The sequence below is a fragment of the Flavobacterium magnesitis genome (assembly GCF_041729735.1).
In the GTDB taxonomy this organism is placed as follows: Bacteria; Bacteroidota; Bacteroidia; order Flavobacteriales; family Flavobacteriaceae; genus Flavobacterium; species Flavobacterium magnesitis.
In genome coordinates this window covers 1-20,275 of sequence record NZ_JBCFQK010000022.1, presented here as the reverse complement: position 1 = coordinate 20,275, position 20,275 = coordinate 1, and the positions used below count along the sequence as shown (strand labels likewise).

Here is a 20,275-nt window from a genome sequence, read left to right as displayed (position 1 = left end):
AATTTTACATTATCGGAATCGAAATCATACTTTTTAATGATGAGTTTTAAGTGTCTGTCGATTGTGTAAAACCAAAATTATTAACAACCAAAAACAAAAAAATTATGGTCAAAATGAAAAACAGTATGTATTACATTTTAGTATTGTGTAGCATGCTATTTATTGTACCAAACCTTGTTGCACAAAATGCAACTAACAAGATTTCTGGTCTTATAGTAGATCAAAAAGGAGAACCATTAATTGGAGCAAGTATCCTAATTAAAGGAACCAATATTGGTACAATAACAGATGTTGATGGTGCTTTTACTTTGCCTTTATCAAGTCAATCTCAAGTATTGATGGTTTCTTTTATTGGATTTACTTCGAAAGAAGTACCTGCCACTGGACAAAACCTTCGAATTGTTTTGGCAGAGGATTCTAATGAATTGAAAGAAGTAGTGGTACAAGTGGGGTATGGTACCGTAAAGAAAAAAGACGCAACAGGTTCAGTATCTCAAATTTCTTCAAAAGAGTTTAATAAAGGACAAAACGTAACACCAGAAAGTTTAATTAGTGGTCGTATTTCAGGTGTAAATGTAACGGGCGGAGGTGCTCCTGGAGCAAAAGCGGATATAAGAATCCGTGGAGGTTCTTCTTTATCAGCATCAAATGAGCCTTTAATTGTATTAGACGGACTTCCTTTGAGTAATACTGTGCCAAGCGGATCTACCAGTATTCTTTCTACAATTGATCCAAATGATATTGAATCGTTCACTGTTTTAAAAGATGCTTCGGCTGCGGCAATTTATGGTTCCCGTGCTGCCAATGGGGTAATTGTAATTACAACTAAAAAAGGAACAAAAGGCGGTGTAAAAGTAAATTTCAGCTCTCAGTTAGGTGTAAATACTGTAGCCAATCAAGTGGATGTTTTAAGTGCTGATCAGTTTCGTGCTTTTGTAAACGAAAAAGGAACTGCTGAGCAACAAGCTTTGATGGGAACTGCAAATACCAATTGGCAGGATGAAATTTTCCACACTTCATTGACAATGAATAATAACATATCCATGAGTGGTGCTTTGTTTAATAAATTACCCATCCGATTGTCTGTTGGAAATGTAGATAATGCAGGGATCTTAAGAAACACTTCTTTTGAAAGAACTACCACATCTATTTCCCTAAATCCAGTTTTATTCGACAATCATTTACGAATTGACATTAACGGTAACATGTCCTTTGGTAAAAATCAATTTCAAGATGAAGGTGCCGTAATCGGAAGCGCTATTGGTTTTGACCCTACACAGCCTGTTTTTGCTGCTAATTCGCGTTATGGTGGCTATTTCGAATGGTTTGAAGCCAATGGAAATTTACCTTTATTACCAGCCAGAAACCCTGTAGCCAGATTAAATCAGGATGAAAGAAGAGCTACTTCTACCAGAAAATGGGGAAATGTTAGGTTAGATTATAAATTGCATTTCTTCGAAGATTTAAGAGTTGTGGCAGAAGCAGGTATTGATAGATTTGATAGCAAAGGACATACTGAAGTGAGTACGCAAAGTGCTCTAGGATTTCAGCCTAATGCTTTTACGTCAGGCGACTGGGTAAACTTAGGTAATTACTCCAGCTATACAGATATGCTTCAAAACAAAAACTTAAACAGTTACCTAAACTACACTAAAGACTTAGGGAAATTCAAAATTGACGCTACTGCGGGTTACAATTACCAATTGTTTGAAAAAGAAAGGTATCAAACAGGAGAAATCAGACAACCTAATCCAAATGAAGACGTTATCACCGATCCAGATATTAATCTACAATCGTATTTTGGTCGTTTGATTTTAAATTACGATAGCCGCTATTTATTGACATTAAATTACAGACGAGACGGGACTTCGCGTTTTTCTGAAGCTAACCGTTGGGGGAATTTTGCAGGAGCTGCCTTTGCCTGGAATCTTGCGGAAGAATCATTCTTAAAAGACAATGAAACATTATCAAGTTTAAAATTAAGAGTGGGTTACGGAACTACAGGACAACAAGATATTTCGGCTCAATACGATTATTTACAAAGAGTAACCTTAGGTACAATTAGTTCCCAATACATTTTTGGAAATACAGTTTATAAAACGGCAAGACCAGAAGGATATAATGAAAATATCAAATGGGAAGAATTAGCCGAAACAAACTTAGGAGTAGATTTTGGTTTCTTAAACGAAAGAATTACAGGAACAATTAATTATTTCAATAAAAAATCGACTGATTTATTAGCTGAAATTGCTGTTCCTGACGGAGCAAATATTAGAAATCAAGGTTTCTTTAACATTGGTAGCGTAAGAACTAAAGGAGTTGAATTTAATATTCAATCGGACATCATTAAAAATGATAACTTAACTTGGAATCTAGCTTTCAACACCACATACATCGACCAAAAAATAGATCAATTAGGGATTACAGTTCCTAGTTTTCAAGGGTATTTTACAGGAGATAATATCGCTGGTGGAGGAGGGAATAAAATCCAAATTAATTCGGTAGGATTTACACCCAATTCTTTCTTTGTTTACGAACAATTATATGATGCTAACAAAAAACCAATTGCAGGTGCCTATGTTGATAGAAATGGTGATGGAAAATTAGATGATGGCGATCGTTACCGCTATAATAAACCAGCTCCTGACTATACTTTTGGTGTATTCTCAACCGTAAACTACAAGAATTTTGATTTCACAATGAACTGGAGAGCCAGTTTAGGCAACTATATTTTTGATAACGTAAGTTCTAATTTAGGGTATTCGGATGCAGGTTTAAGAAGACAAACTGATTTGTCTAATGTAAGTACTGATTACTTGAATACTGGTTTCACTTTTGAAGATAATGGTACCTCAAGATACTTATCTGATTACTACATAAAAGATGCTTCTTTTATAAAATTGGACAATGTTACTATTGGTTACACCTTCGATAAAAAACTATTAAAAACAGCTTCAGTACGATTTACAGCAGGAGTTCAAAACGTTCTTGTTCTTACAAAATACAATGGATTAGACCCAGAGAAATTCAACGGAATTGATAATAATGTGTACCCAAGAGCGAGAACTTTCTTGTTTGGAGTGAATGCGAATTTCTAATAGCGAACTAAAAAACAAATTTTAAAAAGAAATAAAATGAAAATATCATTTAAATATATATCTTATTTTTTCCTATTCATTTTAGGGTTAAATATGACACTTACTTCGTGTTCAAACGACTTGGAAGTAACCCCAAAAGACGATGATGAGTTTTTGTCAGAAACGTTTTTTGAAGATCCAGCCTCTTATAAGCAAGTATTAGCAAAAATGTATGCAGGTTTGTATGTGGGAGGAAATGACGGTGACGGATTAGCAGATATTGCAGGAATTGGAGGTGATTTTAGCAGTTACTTAAGATTGCTATTTGTGGTACAGGAACTTCCTACTGACGAAGCTATTATTGCCTGGGCAGATGGTGCTTTGCCAACAATGAATACGCAAAACTGGTCGCCAGCTAATGAATTTTTAGCAGGAACTTTTTCAAGAGCTTTCTACCAAATTAGTGTGTCTAATGAGTTTTTGAGACAAACAACAGAAGAGAAATTAACCAGTAGAGGTGTTGATGCTAGTTTAAAAGCTGAAATAGCAACATACAGAGCAGAAGCTCGTTTTTTAAGAGCATTTTCATACTATAATCTGATGGATTTGTTTGGAAATGTACCTATAACTACCGAAAATGATCCAGTGGGTTTTTTCTATCCAGAACAAAAAACAAGAGCAGAAGTCTTTGCCTATATCGAATCGGAATTGAAAGATTTAGATAACAGTCTTGCCGATTCAAAAACAAATGAATATGGCAGAGTAGATAAAACAGCGGCTAAATTTTTATTAGCAAAAATCTATTTGAATGCTAAAGTTTATACTGGAACCGAGAGATTTGATGAAGCGGGTACTCTATGTGCTGACATCATCAACAATTCAGGATACACTTTTGCTAATGTTCCTTATAACTATCTATTCTCTGCAGACAATAACACTAACGGAGCTCAAAATGAATTTATATTTCCAATTATCAGTGACGGAAATGCCATTAGAGCAACGGGTGGTGGTATGAGTTTTATTTTGCACGCCTCAATTGGAGGAAGCATGGATGCAGCTTCTAGAGGTATGGACGGAGGATGGCAGGGAATCAGAACTCGTAGAGAATTTGTTCAACTTTTTCCTGATGCAACTGCAACTGCTGATGAGCGAGGCACTTTTTATACTGATGGACAAACACTGGATATTGCTAATGTGGGAACTTTTACCAATGGATATGCTATTACAAAATACATCAATAAAAAATCAGACGGTTCAGCAGCGCAAAGAAATGATATTCCAGATACTGATTTCCCATTGTACCGATTATCGGATGTTTATTTAATGTATGCCGAAGCAACTGTTAGAGGAGCTTCATCAGGAAATGTTACAACAGCTGTGGGTTATATCAATCAACTGAGAGACAGAGCAAATGCTGCAACAATAACTGCTGCCGATTTAACACTTGATTTTATTCTGGACGAAAGAGGAAGAGAATTATTCTGGGAATGCCATAGAAGAACCGATTTAATTCGTTTTGGAAAATTCACTGGCGGAAGTAAAATTTGGCAATGGAAAGGTGGAACTGAAAACGGTTCTGCAACAGAATCTTTTAGAGATTTAATGCCAATTCCTTCCAGAATTATTCAGGCAAATCCAACATTGGAACAAAATATTGGCTACGTAAACTAATTTTTTAATTTATAAATAATGATACAATTGAAAAATATATCTAAAATTTTAATCGCGTTTATTAGCATCTTGGCTGTTTCATGTAACGCTGATGATGTTGACAATAGACCAATATTGGAGAGTGTTTCAGCTCCCGAAATGACCTTGCCTGCTACAGGAGAAATATTTGTACTTACCGAAGAAAATGCTGATGATGAAGCCGATCTATTCACATGGACTGCAGCAGAATATTCGCATGATGTGGTCGTAAGTTATACATTGATGATGGATGCAAAAGATGGCGATTTTGCCAATGCTCAAACACTAGCAACTACAAGTAACATCAGTCAGGCATCAATTAGTGTAAAAACCCTAAATCAGGCTGCAATCGAATTGGGTGCAGTGCCAGGAACAGCTAAGTCGTTTGATGTAAAAGTAAAATGCAGTGTTTCTGGAGGTGTGCCAATGGAAACTGAAGAAATCATCAATATTAATATTACTGCTTATTCCGGATTAGTAAATTACCCATTTACCGATTGGTATTTGGTAGGAGATGCTACCGTTGCAGGTTGGGATAATAATAAAGCAAACCAACCTTTATTTAGAAGCGGAACGAATCCAAAACTTTATAAATACACTGGTTATTTCAAAGTAGGTTCATTCAAAGTAATTTCAACTTTAGGAAGCTGGATACCTATGTACGGTATGGGTGCTGGTGGAAGTTTAGCTTACAGAGGAACAGATGCCGATGCCGATCCAGCAAATTTTAGCATTGCAACTGCTGGTTATTACACTTTTACTATGGATACACAAACCTTGACTTATACTTTGATTCCTTATGATGCTTCAGCAGCAACTACTTATTCTGTTATTGGATACATTGGTTCTTCAAGAACTGGAACAGAAGCCGGGTGGGGAGACGATACTGATATGGTTCAATCAACATTTGATCCTCATATCTGGACACTAACGATTAGTTTATTTGACGGAAAAGGAAAGTTCAGAGCTAATAATGCCTGGGATGTAAACTGGGGAGGCGATACTGCTTTTTCAGGATATACTGCTCACGGTGCTGGCGGTGGCGATATTCCGGTAGCCAAATCAAAATACAAAGTCTATTTTAATGATTTAGACGGCAGTTATTTGATGTTGCCTAATCAACAATAATATTAATTGTAAAATTAAAGGGGGCTATCTAATGGGTAGCCCTTTTTTTATCTGACTTATTATGAAAAAAATTACGATATTATTTTTACTGTTTTCATCCATTTGTTTTGCGCAATTTACTACTACTCCTTCTCCTGCTATAGCAAATGGAACTGTTACCCTTAATTTTAATAAAACGGGAACTCCTTTAGCGGCTTATTCAGGTACTTTGTATGCACATATTGGTTTAACCGTAAACGGAACAAGATGGCAGAATGTAAAAGGAAGCTGGGGAAACAACAGCACGCAACCCGCCTTAAGTTTAGTCTCCGGAAGCAATTATAAATTAGAAATAACACCTGATTTGTATGCTTTTTTTGGTGTGCCTGTATCCAATGCCATTACGGAAATCTGCGTGGTAATCAGAAACGATGCCGGTACCATGCAAACTGCCGATACTTTTTTTAATGTAGGTGCTTTTCAGGCAACATTAACCGCTCCTTTACAAAACAGCAGCACAATTATTACTTCCGGGCAAAATTTTACCATATCGGCAACAAATACAAATGGAGATGCTGTCTATACCCTTTCGGCAAACGGAATTAACATCAATACAGCAACTACGGCTTCCTATAATTTTATCCATTCGAACCTAACGGCAAATCAGAATTATGTATTAGAAATCACTCAGGGAGCGACGACTATAACTAAAAAATTTAGCGTTATTGTCAATCCGGGGACTGTTTCGCAAGCAATGCCTTCGGGATTAGAAGACGGTATTAATTACAATAATTCGGATGCAACCAAAGCAACATTGGTACTTGATGCTCCTTTAAAAGATTTTGTTTATGTAGCCGGAAGTTTTAATAATTGGCAGCCCGGCAGCAACTACGCGATGAAAAAAGATCCTGTTTCAGGGAAATTTTGGTTGGAATTAAGCGGTTTGACATCTGGAACAAAATACAGTTATCAATATTGGGTTGTTGATGCGACACCTCTGGCAAATTCTCCGGCTATGGTCAAAACAGCCGACCCCTACTCTACTCTGGTTTTATCGCCTTTTGATGATCCTGCAATTCCGGCTGCATCCTATCCTGACTTACCGTCTTACCCAACAGGGCAGGAACGTGAAGTCACTGTTTTACAAACGGGGCAAACCCCTTACTCATGGAGTACAGCGACCACTAATTTTGTGAAACCGGATAAAGAAAAACTGGTAGTTTATGAAGTTTTGGTAAGAGATTTTGATGCTAAAAGAAACTATCAAAGTTTAATTGACAGAATTGATTATTTCAAAAACCTGAAAATAAACGCGATTCAGTTAATGCCGGTAATGGAATTTGAAGGCAACGAAAGTTGGGGCTACAATACTTCTTTTCACATGGCTTTGGATAAATTTTATGGAACATCCGAAAAATTAAAAGAACTCATTGATAAATGCCATCAAAACGGAATTGCAGTAATTCTGGATGTCGCTTTGAATCATGCTTTTGGTCGAAATCCAATGGTACGCATGTGGATGAATGATGCTGATGGCGATGGTTGGGGAAGTCCTTCAACTGAAAACCCTTATTTTAATACAGTGGCGAAACATTCATACAGTGTTGGCGAAGACTTTAACCATCAACAATCCAGAACCCAATATTATGTTCATCGCGTAATTAAACATTGGATTGAAGAGTATAAAATTGATGGTTTTCGTTGGGATTTGACCAAAGGTTTTACACAGGAATGTACCGCAAATGATGAAGCCTGTACCAATGCGTATAGAGCCGATCGAGTAGCAGTTTTAAAATCCTATGCCGATTATTCCTGGAGTTTAGACCCAACCCATTATGCTATTTTTGAACATTTAGGAACCGATGCAGAAGAGCAACAATGGGCAAATTACAGGGTTGAAGAAACACCAAGCAAAGGAATTATGTTATGGGGAAAAATGACCAATGAATACAATGAACTTTCAATTGGCTATGCTTCAAATATTGCAAGAATGAACAGCAACAGCAGGGGATTTTCTAAAAACAGACTAATAGGTTATGCCGAAAGTCATGATGAGGAACGCCTGATGTATAAAAATCTGCAATTTGGTAATAATACCAATGCTACTCACAATGTGCGAAACCTAAATACGGCATTATCCCGAATGTCTGCAATAGGAGCGGTATCGTTATTGATTCCGGGACCTAAAATGATTTGGCATTTTGGCGAATTAGGCTATGACGATTCTATATTTACCTGCAATAACGGAACTGTAAACACTTCAACAGATGCGAGTTCGGGCGATTGTAAATTGGACACCAAACCACAAAATCAGTGGACCGCTAATTGGTTGAACAATGACAATAGATATAAAATTTATGCCGATTGGGCTAAAATAATCAAATTGAAGACACAGGAAGCGGTATTTTCCGGAACAGTAACAATGACAAATTCCAGTTCGTTAACTAAAAACATAAAAATTTCCGATGCTTCTTTGCCGACCAATAGTTTGAAAGAGATCTTGATACTTGCTAATTTTGATGTAACAACTCAAAATGTAGCCACAGGATTTCCCTCCGCTGGAGAATGGTACAATTTGATGGATAATTCAACATTGAATGTAACTAATGTGAATGCTCCTATTGCTATTCCGGCTGGGCAATTTAGGATTTATGGCAATAAACCCGCTTTTTCAGCTGATGTTCCATTTGCATTGCCATCGGATAATTTTATAGTGGAATCTAAAGCTGAAACTTGCCTAAACAAAAACAATGGCGAAATAATCATTACCGCAGCACAGACTTATAATTATACAGCCCGAATTAATGGGGTGAATTACAACTTTACAAACAACAGTCTGACTGTTCCCAATTTAGCTTCAGGAAACTATACAATTTGTATCACTATTGACGGAAAAACATTCGAACAATGTTATAATGTGACTATCAATAAAGGCGCTACTCTCGCCGGAAAATCAACATTTTCTTCTGATAAGCTTTCGATAGAAATTACCGAAGGAACATTTCCATACCAGGTTTTTATTAATGGCAGCCCACAATTTGAAACTGAATCGGCACATTTTACCGTTGCAGTACAACAAGGCGATTTACTGGAAGTAAAATCGGCTAAAGCTTGTGAGGGAATTTATACCAAAAAGATTGTTGGCGAAATGGAAAACGCTGTGGGCTATCCAAATCCCACTCAGAATTTGTTTACCATTTTGACTCCAACTTCAAAGAAAAAAATAATGATCGAATTGTATTCAACGACTGGACAGTTAATTTCAAAAGAAAGTTATGCTGTGGTTGACCAAAAAATACAACTTGATGTAGAAAAATTGGCTAGTGGAATTTATATAGCCAAAGTAGATTTAGAAAATCCTGTGAATATAACCGTCATAAAAAAGTAAATATGAGAAATATAATCTATTCCGTTTGTATGAGTTTCGTATTGTTTTCCTGTGGAAAAGAGGATTCACCGGCACAGGAATCTGAAAATACGGCACCAAGTGTTCCTGCATTAGTGTCTCCTGCAAATGCTACTCTTTGTACCGGCAATGTTGTTACTTTAGAATGGAACGCCTCGACTGATGCAGAAAACAATGCGATAATTTATCAGCTGCAAATTGCGACCGACAATCAGTTTACACAAATTGTAAAAACGGCTGAAGGCGCTGCAATTGGACAAACAGTAACTTTAAACAAAGGAACGGCTTACTATTGGAGGGTAAAGGCAACCGATAATAAGAATGTATCGGGCAATTATTCTGCGACTTATAGTTTTTATACGGAGGGAACGGCGGTAGCCAATCATTTGCCGTTTTTACCGCAATTGTTACAGCCGGAAATTAATTCTTTCGTCAATCCGGCAACAGTACATTTAAAATGGTCAGCTTCTGATGTGGATGCCAATGATATTCTTAGCTACGATGTGTATCTGGGAACAGCAAATCCTCCGCTTACCAAAGTCGGAAGCAATTTAACAGCAGCTTCTTTAACGCAAAATGCCTTGCAGGCTGCCACAAATTATTATTGGAGAGTGGTGGTAAAAGACAATAAAGGAGGAGAAACCATCGGTCAGCTTTGGCAATTTAAAACCAATTAAATTAATTCTAATACTATAAAAATGAATTTAAACAGATATAATAAAAAGTCGAAAATAGTAAAACCGGTCTTATTGTTACTGCTTTTGTTTTCATTAAGCACTTTCGCTCAGATACAAAGAGTAGAACCTCCGTTTTGGTATGCCGGAATGCACAATCCCGAACTACAGATTTTATTTTATGGTAAAAATATTGCCGAAAATGATGTGACTGTTTCGAATGGAATTTCTATAAAATCCATTGAAAAAACAGAAAATCCCAATTATCTTTTTGTAACCATTGATACTAAAGGAGTAGCTGCACAGGAAATTCTATTTTCATTTTCGAAAAATAAAAAAGTAGTTTTTACTAAAAAATATACTTTAAAACAGCGGAGGGATAATTCCGCTTTACGCAAAAGTTATGATGCTTCGGACATGATTTATTTGATTATGCCCGATCGTTTTGCGAATGGAAATCCTAAAAACGACAGCCAAAAAGCACTTGCAGAAAAAGCCGATAGAAATAATTCATCGGGAAGACATGGAGGCGATATTGAAGGGGTTATTCAAAATCTGGATTATTTGCAGGAATTGGGTGTTACGGCACTTTGGCCAACACCGCTTTGTGAAGACAATGATCCACAAGGTTCTTATCACGGATATGCACAATCGGATTTGTATAAAATAGATCCGCGTTATGGAACGAACGAAGATTACCTGAAATTATCAGCCGAATTACACAAAAGAGACATGAAACTCATCATGGATTATGTTACGAATCATTGGGGAGCACAACATTGGATGATGAATGATTTACCAACTTACGATTGGATCCATCAATTTCCGGGTTATGCACAAACCAATTATCGCATGACGACTCAATTTGATATTAATGCTTCCATAATTGATACTAAAATGTGTGTCGATGGTTGGTTTGTAAAATCAATGCCCGACTTGAACCAATCTAATCCATTAGTATTGAATTACTTGATTCAAAATGCCATTTGGTGGATTGAATATGCCGATTTAGACGGATTCCGAGTAGATACTTATTCGTATAATGATAAAATTGGAATTGCAAAATGGACCAAAGCCATCACCGACGAATATCCTAGTTTTAATATTGTAGGCGAAGTATGGATGCACGATCAGGCTCAAATGGCATATTGGCAAAAAGACAGTAAACTGAGCGCCATTCAAAACTACAATTCTTATTTGCCCAGCGTAATGGATTTTACTTTGCACAATGCAACAAGCGTTGCTTTCAACGAAAATAAGGCAGAGTGGGACAAAGGACTTATTAGAATCTATAATAATTTCACCAATGATTTTCTGTATCCTAATCCAAATAATATTTTGACTTTTGTCGAAAATCACGATACCCAACGTTTTAACGAAATCTATAAAAAAGACTTCAAGAAATACCAAATGGCAATGACTTTAATGGCTACTGTACGTGGTGTTCCTCAGTTGTATTATGGTTCTGAAATAGCTATGGCAGGTAACAAAAATGAAGGCGACGGAGCAATTCGTTTGGATTTCCCTGGTGGTTGGAGTGGCGACAGCAACAATGCTTTTGCTAAAAATGGAAGAACCGAAGAGCAACAACAATTTTTTGATTTTACGTCTAAATTGTTCCAATGGAGAAAAACGAATGAAGCAGTACATTTTGGAAAAATGACACATTATATTCCGGAAAATAATGTCTATGTTTATTTTAGATATACAGATAGTAAAACGGTTATGGTTGTTGTTAATAATAATTTGACTTCAAGTGCCATCAATCCAAAACGTTTTCAGGAAAACATAAAGAATTTCAAATTTGGTAAAGATATTTTTTCTAAAAAAACGATTGATTTAAATTATGAATTTACGATTGAAGCACAATCGGTTTTGTTACTGGAATTGGAATAAAAAACATGACTGTCCGCTAAGTGGACTAGACTAAAAATAGTCCGCAGACCTGTCTGCCGACAGGCAGGTGACACTGATTGAACAGATAAAAACGGATTTTTCATAGCTATTTGTAAATCACAATCTGCGATAATCCGTTAAAATCGGTTTCATCTGTGTGCCATTCTCAATCATTGGTATATGAAACGGATAGTCATTAAAAAAATAGTAGTTTTGTCTAGTCCTAAATTTTAGGATGTTATAAGCGTTTTTTGCTTTTTAGATAAATTACAATTGGGATGGAAATAAATAAATGGATTATTGGAATTTTGTTGGTTGCCATTTTCGCTTGCAATAACAAAGAGCAAGTTGTCAAAGAACAGCCCGAAAATGTTGCAACTCCTCATAATATGGTTTGGGTTCCGGGAAATACATTTACTCAAGGAGCAAAAGAAAACGATCGATTAGCTCTCGAACATGAAAAACCAGCGCATAGTGTTGCTGTTGATGGTTTTTTTATGGACATTACCGAAGTGACCAATGCCAGTTTTAAAAAATTTGTAGATGAAACGCATTATGTAACCACCGCCGAAAGACCTATTATTTGGGAAGAATTTAAAAAAACCTTGCCCGAGGGAACACCTAAACCAGCCGATTCTATATTGCAGCCAGGTTCATTGGTTTTTAATGATGAGGTAAAAAATGTGACTGATTATACTGATTTTCGTCAGTGGTGGAAATGGCAGACAGGAGCCAATTGGAGGCATCCTGAAGGAAAAAATACAAACATTATAGGAAAAGATAATTATCCGGTAGTACATATTTCTTTTGAAGATGCTCAGGCTTATTGCAAATGGGCTAAAAGGAGGCTTCCAACTGAGGCGGAATGGGAATTAGCCGCTATGGGAAATCTAAAAAATCCAGTTTATACTTGGGGTGATGATCAATCAAAAATGGATGAAAAGGCTAATACCTGGCAGGGCGATTTTCCAAATTACAATGCTAAAAGTGATGGCTATTCGGCTTTGGCTGCGGTGAAATCATTTACTCCAAATTCTTTAGGAATTTATGATATTGCTGGAAATGTTTGGGAGTATACTCAGGATTGGTACAATGTAAATTATTATCAGGAGTTGTTTTCGAAAGGGGAAACTACTCGGAATCCGCAGGGAGCTACTGAAGCATGGAATCCAAGCAATCAATATGAAAAAGAACGAATAATAAAAGGAGGTTCTTTTTTATGTAATGAATCCTATTGTTCCAGTTTTAGAATTTCTGCCCGAATGGGAATGGCAGAAGGTTCTAGTTCGAATCATGTAGGTTTTAGAACTGTTGTTGATTTGAAAATGCTTCAAAAGGATTGATTTTGAAACTGTACAACTATAAAACCGTCTCGTTTTAAAAAAAACGAGACGGTTTTTTTGTAGTTTCGTTATTGTGAATTCCAATAACAATTATGAATATCAATTTTCGTCGAAAGGTTTTACTGGGGTTGTTTTTGTGTTGCTGTGTATTTCTAAATGCGCAGCAGTCTTTCGTATTTACAGCTATCGATTCTAAAAATGGACTTTCGGAGAACAGGGTACGTAATATTTTGCAACTTCAAGACGGACGAATGGTTGTTACTACCGAAGGTGTCACCAATATTTATGATGGAACTTCCTTTAAATATTTACATCTAAAAGGCAATAACATTTCCCAATTAACTGGCTATTCAGGATTTCATCACGGTTATGTGGATAAGGAATATGTTTGGATAAAGGACAAATCAAGGTTGATGGCTATTGACATAAAGCAGGAACGTTTTGTATCGAAACCAGATAGCGTTTTATTTAAAATGGGAATTCGGGAACCCATTGCCGATTTTTTTGTGGATGCTTCTCAAAATTATTGGGTGCTTACATCTTCAGATAAGTTGTTTTTTCGAAATGCCAAAAACGGAAAGACTTCAATTTTACTTAAAAATGTTTCGACTCCCAATGGAACAAAAGACCAATTGTATGATGTAGCTGTAGTCAAACAACAACTTTTTCTTTTTTATAGAAACGGATTGATTGTTTGTTATGACTTGAAAACAGCCAAAGAGTTGTATAAAACCAATTCTTTATCGAATCAAGAGCAATCGAAATACAATAATACGCTGATGGTGGTTCAGTCGGACAATTCATTGTACCAGATTCGAAATGGATCCAAAGGCGTGATGTTAGGGTATGATATTAAAAAACGAAAGCATACAAAAATACTTGAAACCGACTACTGGCTTAATACCATTTCTGTTGACAACAAAGGCAATTTATGGGTGAGTTGTGCTATTGGATTGTGGTTTATAGATAAAAATCTAAAAGAAAAACAATTGATTCCATCGTTCAAACTGGTTGATGGAACAGCAGTAAATACCGAAGCCAGTACACTTTATAACGATTCACAAGGCGGACTTTGGATTGGCACATTCAATCATGGATTGTTGTATTATCATCCCGATCGATTCAAATTTAAGAATGTTGGGAAAACGTTTTTTGGAACACAATTAATAGATATTGATGTCACTTGTTTTGAGCAAACTGCACAAAATACAATTCTTGTTGGAACCAAAAATGGCTTATACAGTTATTTGTCTGAAACTTCTAAACTTTCCATTTTTACTGGATTGCCAGCTGATGTAGATTGTCTTTCGATGACAAAAGATTCACAAAATCGGATTTGGATTTGTACCAGAAATAAAGGAGTGTATTGTTTGCAAAATAATCAGGTAAAACATATTAATCAAATTGGTGGAAATTGTCGTTACATTGTTGAAAAACCAGATGGGCAATTTTTGGTAGCAACATCCGAGAGATTGGCTGATTTTAATCCTGTGACTGGAAAGTTTCAGTCCTTGCAATTGAGATTGAATGGTGAAGCATTAGGTTCGGTTTCTCAATTGATTGTTTTTGATACCCAATCGTTTTTAGGAAGAAGCAACGCTGGATTGTTTGTTTATAATTATAAAAAGAATAGCATCAGTCAACCGCTAAAAGCACTTTTGAAGAACGAAAACCAAAATTATACAGCTATTTTCAAGGACAGTCGTGGAATTGTGTGGATTGGAACCCAAGATGGATTAAGTGTTTGGCAGCCATCAAAAGGCGAATTGCATACGCTTTTCACCGATGATGGTTTGGTGAATAATAGTATTAAAGGAATTACAGAAGACAAACAAGGACTCATTTGGGTTACCACCGCGGGAGGTGTTTCCCGTATTGCGGTAGATACTAAGGAAAAAAAGCTTCGTTTTTCGATTGCCAATTTCAACCATTACGATGGGGTGATTGAAAATGAATTTACGGCTTCCGCTACTTTTGCATCGAGTAATGGACAGCTGTTAATGGGCGGTGTTAATGGTTTTAATACTCTCGATTTGCAAAAACCTTGGTCGTTTAAACAATTGCAAAAGCCATTGTTTACAGGTTTGATGCTTTTTGGAATAAAAGTTAAATCGGGAGAATCCTATGATGGGAATATCATATTGAAAAATGCAATTGCTACAACAAAAAGTATTGCGTTAAATTACAATCAGAATTTTATAAGTGTTGATTTTTCGGCATTGAATTATGTCAATCCTACGCAAACCTATTATCGCTATCGTCTGGAAGGTGTTGATGATAATTGGCGTGAAATAGTAGCGCAAAATGGAACTGGAAATGCTTCGTATACTAATTTGGCTCCAGGAACTTATGTGCTGAAAGTCAAGGCGGCAAGCAATAGTAGAGAATGGTCGAAAGAGTATGCCGAAATTAGAATTGTTGTAAATCCACCTTTTTGGAAAACGCCGATCGCTTATGTTTTGTATTTGGTACTCCTCTCGTTGTTGCTTTATTTTTCATTATCCTATTATAAAAAATGGACCAATCAGCAATTAATGCGCAAGAATGAAGAAAAACTAAATGAAATGAAGTTTAATTTCTTTACTAATGTCAGCCATGAATTTCGCACTCCGCTTACGTTGATTATTACGCCACTGGAATCCATTTTGAAAGAAATAAAAGAGACCGCTATCGAATCCAAAATTAAATTAGTGCATCGTCATGCGTTAAACTTGCAACATTTGGTCAATCAGTTATTGGATTTTAGACGATTGGAAATTTCGGGTGAAAAACTGAATCTTACTTTTGGTGATTTGGTAGATTTTGTAATGCAATTTGAAGATTTATTTGGCAAATTGGCACAGGAAAAACAGATTGATTTTTCGATACAATCCGAAAAGTCAGAGTTGTTCATGTATTTTGATAAGGATAAATTACACAAGGTTATTAATAATTTGTTGTCGAATGCTTTTAAGTTTACGCCAGAAGGAGGAACAATTACTATCCGACTTTCGCAACTATTTGAAAATCAAAATTCCGATTTTGTTCAGTTAGAGGTTATCGATTCGGGTTCGGGAATTTCAGAAAAAGATTTGCCTAATGTCTTCCAACGTTTTTATCAGGCTTCGACTACCCAGGGCGGAAGCGGAATTGGATTGCATCTGGTAAAAGAATATGTCGAATTGCATTCGGGAGATGTAATGGTGGAAAGTGAACCTAATGTCAAAACAATATTCTCGTTTAGAATCCCAAATAATCTTGTTCCTCAAAAAACCGATTTTGAAACTCTTGTTGCTGTTCCTGAAGACGCAATCCACAATCAGTTTGTTGCAACAACATCAAAAAAAGAGACCCTTTTAGTAGTGGAAGACAATGATGATTTGAGACGTTTTCTGGCAACGGAATTGTCACATAAATATGAAGTTTTTGAAGCTGCTGATGGTGAAGAAGGAGAAGTTTTGGCTTTGTCAAAATCTCCAGATTTGATAATAAGCGATGTGATGATGCCTAAAGTGGATGGATTCGAACTTTGCAAACGAATCAAATCGAATGTACAGACTTCGCATATTCCTTTGATATTATTGACCGCTCGTACATCTGAATATTTAAAAGTGACAGGTTATCAATCGGGAGCTGATGAATATTTGGCTAAACCGTTTAATTTGGAAATACTATTACTTCGAATAGAAAAATTGATTGCACAAAAAAACCAACGGCAATCGGCATTTTCGAAAAAATTAGAAGTAAATCCAAAAGAGATTACGATTACTTCAATTGACGAACAGTTGATCGAAAAAGCACTTGACTGCATGGAAAAAAACATGGATAATCCCGATTATTCCGTTCAGCAGTTTAGTCAGGATTTGGGAATGGATCGAACAGTTTTGTATAAAAAATTGCAATCCATCACCGGACTTGCTCCTTCAGAATTTATTCGTTCCATTCGATTAAAACGTGCCGCACAACTTTTAATTCAGGGGCAATATTCCGTAGCCGAAGTAGCCGAAAAAGTAGGTTTCAATACGCAGAAATATTTCAGCAAATATTTTAAAGAAGCTTTTGGAGTCAGTCCGTCAAAGTATGCGCAAAACGGTAAAAAGGCTGATAATGAGTTGTTATAAAGGAATAAACAACAAGGTGTACCAATAAAAACAACATATCGTACCTATTTTTTAAGTGAATATAAATAGCTTTGGTTCATATTGATTAACTTAAAATAAACCAAATGAAAAATGCATTTCTGAGTAGAAACCGCCAGTACATTCTGTTGCTTGCGCTGTTTTCTTTTTCGTCATTAGCAGCTCAAAATTATCAAAAAACGGCTTTAGGGCTAAAAACCAAACTTCAGTCTATGGATGTTGAGGTTCAGTTTTACAGTCCAGGTATTGTTCGTATTTTAAAATCACCCGAAGGAGTTGCTTTCAAAAAAGAAAGTCTATCCGTTACCAAAAAACCACAGCAAACAAAATTTACAATCCAACAAAAAGGAGCTATTCTTTCGCTAAAAAGCGACAAACTAAAAGTTGATGTTGATGTAAAATCGGGTAAAATAGCATATCACACAATTGCTGGAGCAGCACTTTTAAGTGAGGCGGCATCAGGATCAAAGTTTACTGATTTTGATGATGCAGGATCTAAAACCTATAGCATTAATCAGTTATTTACACTCGAAAAAGACGAGGCTATTTACGGTCTTGGTCAGCAACAGCGAGGTAAATTATCATTGCGTAACGCAAAAATCAATATGGTACAAGGCAACGTTGATGATTATGTTCCTTTCTTAGTTTCTACAAAAGGGTACGGATTGTTTTGGGATAATTATTCGCCTACTACTTTTGAAGATAAGCCAGAAAGTGCTTCATTCAAATCGGAAGTAGGCGATTGTATTGATTATTATTTCATGGTTGGTGGAAATATTGACGGATCTATTGCGGGTATGCGTGAGCTTACCGGACAAGCTCCGATGTTTCCATTATGGACATTTGGTTATTGGCAAAGTAAAGAACGCTACAAAAGCCAAAATGAATTGGTAGGTGTAGTGAGTAAATACCGTGAATTAGGTGTTCCGCTGGATGGGATTATTCAGGATTGGCAATATTGGGGCAATAATTATTTGTGGAATGCGATGGACTTCCTCAACCCCGAATTCCCGAACCCAAAGAAAATGGTGGATGATATTCACAACATGAATGCACACGTGATTATTTCAATTTGGAATTCATTTGGACCACAAACCAAGCAATTTCGAGAAATGCAACCAAAGGGTATGCTTTTAAATTTTGGTACTTGGCCACAATCAGGATTAGAAACCTGGCCGCCAAACCGTGACTATCCATCAGGTGTTCAGCCTTATGATCCATACAATCCAGAAGCTCGTGAGATCTATTGGAAGTATTTAAACAAAGGGCTTTTCTCGTTGGGAATTGATGGATGGTGGATGGATTCATCAGAACCAGATCACTTAGACTTCAAGCCTTCTGATTTTGATCTTAAAACCTATCTAGGTTCATTTAGAAAAGTTCGTAATGCTTTTCCATTGATGACAGTAGGTGGAGTTTCAGAACACCAACGTGCAGCAAGTGCTGATAAACGTATTTTTATCCTTACCCGCTCAGCTTTTGCTGGACAACAACGCTATGGCGCTAACACATGGTCAGGGGATGTCAATTCATCTTGGGAATCGTTACGTAATCAGATACCAGCTGGTCTAAACTTTTCTATGAGTGCCATTCCGTATTGGAATACCGATATTGGTGGTTTTTTCGCAGGTGCTTATAAAAAAGGATGGGGTGACGGAACTAAGAATCCATCATTTCAAGAATTGTATGTTCGCTGGATGCAGTTTGGAGCATTTACTCCTATGATGCGTTCACATGGTACTGATATTCCTAGAGAGATTTATAATTTTGGAAAAAAAGGTGAACCAATCTATGATGCGATAGCCAAAACAATTGATTTGCGTTATTCACTTTTGCCATACATTTATTCTGCTGCTTGGGATATTACCAATAGTCAATCGACTATGATGCGTGCTTTGGTAATGGATTTTGATGATAAGAAAGTTGTAGATATGAATAATGAGTATCTATTTGGTAAATCAATATTGGTTGCACCTGTTGTCAATGCTCAATATACTCCTGAAACTATTGTAAAATCAAACGAAGAAACAGGTTGGGATAAAAATAATGATGCCAACAGTACAAAAGCCCAAGCTGTAACTTTTACTCAGGCTAAATCAACAAAAGTGTATTTGCCAGAAGGAACAGCTTGGTATGATTTCTGGACAAATGAGAAAATTAACGGAGGTCAGGAAATTGAAAAAGCAACAACCATCGATGAAATTCCATTATATATTAAATCGGGAAGTATAATTCCATTCGGACCTCAAGTGCAGTACGCTACCGAAAAAAAATGGGATAAATTAGAAATTCGCGTTTATCCTGGTACTAATGGCGAATTTACTTTGTATGAAGATGAAAACGATAATTATAATTATGAAAAAGGAGCCTATTCTACAATAACTTTTAAATGGAATGAGCAAACCAAAACCTTAACTATCGGAAAAAGAAAAGGAGACTTCAAAGGTATGATAAAAAACAGAACGTTTAATATTATACTTGTAACTAAGGAAAAAGGAAGTGGAATGACTAGTACAACTAATTTCGATAAAACAATTAGCTACGATGGAAAAGAGAAATCGATGAAATTGTAAATTAACGAAATAGAGATTTTTTTAATCTTTCCACATATATGAAGCTTGTACTATATAGTATGAGCTTTTTTTTGGAGCTCTTTCCTGCTATCCGTTTCAATCTTTTATGCCGAACCCCGGCATAAAAGGATTTCCACTTCTATCAGGGCTAGGGTTTTTGCGGTTAAAACTGTATTGTATCTATAAAAAACCTTCGTGAGTCTCGGTGTTTTCTTTGTGAATCTCTGCGATACAACTTTCAACTTGTCTTAAAATAAACTCTAAAATCTTACAAATACTAAAATTAAATAAAAATAAGTTTCTTATTTTCAGTTGATTAAAAAACAGATTAAAAATAGTTGATTAAAAAGTATTGGATAACGGTATGAAGTAGCTACTTTTGCACCCGCAAC

The 20,275-nt window shown here is 36.2% G+C and carries 9 protein-coding genes; all 9 read left to right on the top strand.

What is annotated here, in order from left to right; genetic code table 11:
* Positions 1 to 113 precede the first annotated feature (113 nt).
* The 9 genes from AAGV33_RS13350 (at position 114) to AAGV33_RS13310 (ending at position 19,883) form a co-directional block, all read left to right on the top strand.
* Positions 114 to 3,098 carry a SusC/RagA family TonB-linked outer membrane protein gene (locus AAGV33_RS13350; RefSeq protein WP_373392565.1) on the top strand — a complete coding sequence of 995 codons (2,985 nt, stop codon included), beginning with the start codon at positions 114 to 116 and terminating at the stop codon, positions 3,096 to 3,098.
* A 36-nt stretch (positions 3,099 to 3,134) separates the two neighbouring features.
* The gene (locus AAGV33_RS13345) at positions 3,135 to 4,748 is read left to right on the top strand and encodes a RagB/SusD family nutrient uptake outer membrane protein (protein ID WP_373392563.1); all 1,614 of its coding nucleotides are present in this window, start codon (positions 3,135 to 3,137) and stop codon (positions 4,746 to 4,748) included.
* Positions 4,749 to 4,775: 27 nt separating this feature from the next.
* On the top strand, positions 4,776 to 5,894 hold the full coding sequence (locus AAGV33_RS13340; RefSeq protein WP_373392562.1) for a SusE domain-containing protein: 1,119 nt from the start codon (positions 4,776 to 4,778) through the stop codon (positions 5,892 to 5,894).
* Positions 5,895 to 5,955: 61 nt separating this feature from the next.
* The gene (locus AAGV33_RS13335; protein WP_373392560.1) at positions 5,956 to 9,261 is read left to right on the top strand and encodes an alpha-amylase family glycosyl hydrolase; all 3,306 of its coding nucleotides are present in this window, start codon (positions 5,956 to 5,958) and stop codon (positions 9,259 to 9,261) included.
* Positions 9,262 to 9,263: 2 nt separating this feature from the next.
* Complete coding sequence (locus tag AAGV33_RS13330; protein ID WP_373392558.1) at positions 9,264 to 9,956, top strand: fibronectin type III domain-containing protein; 693 nt, start codon at positions 9,264 to 9,266, stop codon at positions 9,954 to 9,956.
* Positions 9,957 to 9,977: 21 nt separating this feature from the next.
* Positions 9,978 to 11,849 carry a glycoside hydrolase family 13 protein gene (locus tag AAGV33_RS13325; RefSeq protein WP_373392557.1) on the top strand — a complete coding sequence of 624 codons (1,872 nt, stop codon included), beginning with the start codon at positions 9,978 to 9,980 and terminating at the stop codon, positions 11,847 to 11,849.
* A gap of 278 nt (positions 11,850 to 12,127) precedes the next feature.
* Positions 12,128 to 13,192: a formylglycine-generating enzyme family protein gene (locus AAGV33_RS13320; RefSeq protein WP_373392555.1), complete on the top strand. Its 1,065-nt coding sequence runs from the start codon at positions 12,128 to 12,130 to the stop codon at positions 13,190 to 13,192.
* A 92-nt stretch (positions 13,193 to 13,284) separates the two neighbouring features.
* A complete protein-coding gene (locus AAGV33_RS13315; RefSeq protein ID WP_373392554.1) occupies positions 13,285 to 17,292 on the top strand; it encodes an ATP-binding protein in 4,008 nt (1,335 codons plus the stop codon).
* Positions 17,293 to 17,396: 104 nt separating this feature from the next.
* A complete protein-coding gene (locus AAGV33_RS13310) occupies positions 17,397 to 19,883 on the top strand; it encodes a glycoside hydrolase family 31 protein (RefSeq protein ID WP_373392553.1) in 2,487 nt (828 codons plus the stop codon).
* Positions 19,884 to 20,275 lie beyond the last annotated feature (392 nt).